The following is a 3,475-nucleotide window of genomic DNA, read 5'->3' on the forward strand; positions in this document are numbered from 1 at the left end:
CCCTGCCCGTGAGGGACGGGGTCGGACCGACGCGGCTCCGCGTGCCGACGGCCGGGCCGTGGACGTCGATCGCCGAGTACGTGGTCGAGCGGTTCGATCACCTCGACCCTGCCGATCTGCACCGCCGCTTCGCCGCCGGCGATGTCGTGGGCGCCGACGCCCGCCCGGTCGGCCCCACGGCGGCCCTCGGTTCACACGAGTTCATCTGGTATCACCGCGAGGTGCCGGCGGAAGACCCGCTCCCCGTCCGCGAGGAGATCGTGCACGTCAGCGACGATCTGGTCGTGATCGACAAACCCCACTTCCTCCCCACCACCCCGACGGGCGGGTTCCTGCGCGAGTCCGCGCTCGTCCGTCTCCGCGTCCGTCTCGACAATCCCGACCTCACCCCGGTCCACCGTCTGGACCGCGCCACCGCCGGGCTGGTGATGTTCTCGGCACGCCCGTCCACACGGGGCGCCTACCAGACCCTGTTCGAACGACGAGAGGTCGCCAAGGTCTACGAGGCTGTCTCGACGCGGCCGCCGGGCTGGGATCCGAGCACGCCGGAGATCTCCGGACGCCCGGTCCCCCTCGTCCACCGCGACCACCTCGAGAGGCTGCGAGGCCACCGACGGGTCGCCGTCCGCCCCGACCTCCCGCCGAACACCGAGACCCTCGTCGACGTCCTCGGTGCCGGCAGGAGCGCGGCCGGGCGCCCGGTGCTGCACACGATCCTGCGCCCCCGGACCGGCCGGTTGCACCAGCTGCGGGTACACCTGGCGGCACTGGGGATCGCGATCCTGGGTGATCGCCGGTACCCCGACCTGCTACCGGAGATCCCGGATGATCACTCCCTGCCTCTCCAGCTGCTCGCGAGGGAGCTGGCGTTCACCGACCCGCTCTCGGGTGAGCCCCGGCGCTTCGTCACACGCCTGAGGTTGTCCGAGGCCCCGGTGTACGGCGACGCCAGAAGCTCAGGTGGGTGACCCCACTGGGCGAGGTGGTGGACTCGATGTGGAATCGCTCCTCGAGCCCCTCCACCCCGTCCCACAGCCGTTCCCCCCGGCCCAGGATGACGGGCACCACGACGATGTGCATCTGGTCGATCAGGTCCGCCCGGAGGAACTGGCGGATCGTGCTCGCTCCCCCGCCGATGCGGACGTCCAGGCCACCTGCCAGCTCGCGCGCGGCGTCGAGCGCCGCGGCGGGTTCGGCGTCCATGAAGTGGAACGTGGTGCCCCCGTCCAGCTCCAGCGTCGGCCTGGGGTGATGGGTCAGGACGATCACCGGGGTGTGGAAGGGCGGGGTGTCCCCCCACCAGCCACGCCACGTCTCGTCCGCCCAGGGGCCCCGGGTGGGGGAGAACTTGTTGCGGCCCATGATCTCCGCGCCGATACCCGTGTTCCACCGGCTCGCGAACGCCTCGTCGACCCCCACCGAGGCCTCACGGTCCCCGTGGAATCCCATGTCCTGGAAGGTCCGTGTCGGTAGCGCCCACTCCAACAACCGGTGCCCGGCGTGACCGAAGGGCGCCTCGAGGCACTGCCCCTCCCCCGTACCGAACCCGTCCAGCGAGACGGAGAAGTTGTGGACCCGGACCAGTTGCCTCCGCACTCCCGCTTCCCCTTGCGCGTCGGCGAGCTCGGCGACATGGGCCGCTAGGTTGGCCAGGGTCTGCTCGCCACCCTCGACGGCGTGGTACTCCTGCGCCGCGCGATCGCGGAGCTCCCTCGTCGGGAACACCGTGCGGAACTCGACACGGGTCCCCCCGCCGTCGGGTTGGAAGTCCAGGACGGACTCGAACGCCTCCGGATCCTCCGCGGACTCGCCGTGCAGTAGCGCGATCCGCTCCGGGGGGACGATCTCGCGCCAGGTGATCCACTCCTGGTAGTCGGTTCCGTCCGGGCCGTGCATGACGAAGTCCCACACGCCGCCCTCGCGGAACTCGAAGGACCGGGTGGTGGTGGTGAACCCCTCCGGTCCCCACCACCGCGCCAGGTGCTTCACCTCGGTGAACGCGCGGAACACCAGCTCTCGCGGCGCGTCGATGTACCTGGTGATGGCGATCTCGCGGTCCGCGGTCTCCGGCCCTGTCGGGTCACCCCGCCTGCTGTCCCCCATGGTCTACTCCTCCTCCTCGGCCCGCGCCATCTCGCGGACGTAGTCGTCCAACCTGTCGAAGCTCTCGTTCCAGAACCGCTCGAACCCGCCGACCCACTCGTGGACGGACCGGAGCCCGCCGGGGTCGAGGTGGTAGATGCGCTGCTTGCCCTCACGTCGGTCGCGCACCAGGCCGACCTCGCGGAGCACCCGCAGGTGCTTGGAGGCACCGGGCTGGGTGATCCCCAGTTCGAGCGCGACCTCGGTCGCCGGCCGCTCGCCATCCCGCAGCAGGACCAGGATCTCCCTGCGTTGGGGTTCGGCGATCGCGTTGAACACGTCCGAGGTCGTCGCTGCCCGTGCCATGGGCGCAATCATATTCCTATATAGGAAACTGTCAATGGGGAGCCTGTTCCCCCGCCTGCGCCGGCTCAGCAGGTGGGTGTGGGCGCCGCCCGGTTCCGGCGATCGAGGGTCCAGCTCACGAGTTGCGGGGTCAGCGGGGAGTCCGCGGCGACCAGCCCGTTGTGATCGCGGCCGGGGTAGGTCCGGTAGTCGAGCGGCTCGCCGTCCGCGCACCGGGCGTCCACCCAGTCCTGCTGCATCGCCGGCTTGACCAACGGGTCGGCCAGCCCCTGGGCGATCAGCACCGGCGCGGGCCACGGCCCGGTCGGCGAGTCCTTCAACGTCGCCCCCAGGTCGCCGTCGAGGACCGCGTCGGGGAACACCTGCTCAGGGATCTGGGTGCCCCGCACGAGGGCGGCGATCGCGTCCTTCTCGTTGAAGCACAGGTCGCCGATCCTCTCCACGCCGTGCGCGGTGCCCGGGTTGAGGTGCCCGGCCAGATCCAGCTCCGGGTAGACCTCGTTCCACGACTGCGCGATGTAGGCGGAGACCGTCTTGCCCCCCACCTCGTTTTTGCTCAGCTCGGCGAGCGTGTAGAGGTCCGTGGCGGGAGCCATCCCGGCGATGCCCAGCAGGGTCAGCTCGGGAGCGTAGTCCTGGGCGATCTGACCGGTCCACAGCGCACCGTGCCCGCCCTGCGAGTGCCCCCAGACAACGGTGTCGCTGCTCAGGGTCACCCCGTCGAGCTGCTGTGCCGCACGGGAGGCGTCGAGGACGTTGCGCGCCTCCACCTGTCCCACCAGGTACGGGTGCATCCCCGGGGTGCCCAGACCCACGTAGTCCGAGATCACCCCCGCCCACCCGTGCTCGGTCACCATCTCCGTGAGCGCGGCGCCCGCACCGTCGCAGAACGGGGTGGGGCTGAGGGACGGCGCGCAGCGCGGGACGATCCCGGTGGTCCCGTGCGCCACACTGAGCAGCGGGAGCGCGTCCGTGCCCCGGTCGGCCGGCGCGATGACCGTGCCGCTGACGGCCACCACGGTGTCGT

Annotated in this window: 4 protein-coding genes; 1 reads left to right on the plus strand and 3 read right to left on the minus strand. The window is 71.0% G+C overall.

What is annotated here, in order from left to right; translation table 11 throughout:
• Positions 1 to 2: 2 nt before the first annotated feature.
• Positions 3 to 968: a pseudouridine synthase gene (locus tag G6020_RS10770; RefSeq protein ID WP_194306086.1), complete on the plus strand. Its 966-nt coding sequence runs from the start codon at positions 3 to 5 to the stop codon at positions 966 to 968.
• On the opposite strand, the gene G6020_RS17555 is transcribed toward G6020_RS10770, so the two are convergent.
• The 3 genes from G6020_RS17555 to G6020_RS10790 form a co-directional block, all read right to left on the minus strand.
• Complete coding sequence (locus G6020_RS17555) at positions 907 to 2,103, minus strand: SRPBCC domain-containing protein (RefSeq protein ID WP_347238357.1); 1,197 nt, start codon at positions 2,101 to 2,103, stop codon at positions 907 to 909. The two genes, G6020_RS10770 and G6020_RS17555, sit on opposite strands and share 62 nt — an antisense overlap.
• 3 nt (positions 2,104 to 2,106) lie before the next feature.
• Entirely contained in the window at positions 2,107 to 2,448 is a 342-nt protein-coding gene (locus tag G6020_RS10785) for a metalloregulator ArsR/SmtB family transcription factor (protein ID WP_182610625.1), read from the minus strand.
• Positions 2,449 to 2,513: 65 nt separating this feature from the next.
• The coding region (locus tag G6020_RS10790) for a lipase family protein (RefSeq protein WP_182610626.1) at positions 2,514 to 3,475 on the minus strand (962 nt) is incomplete at its 5' end.

This window comes from Dietzia sp. B19, assembly GCF_014145155.1.
In the GTDB taxonomy this organism is placed as follows: Bacteria; Actinomycetota; Actinomycetes; order Mycobacteriales; family Mycobacteriaceae; genus Dietzia; species Dietzia natronolimnaea.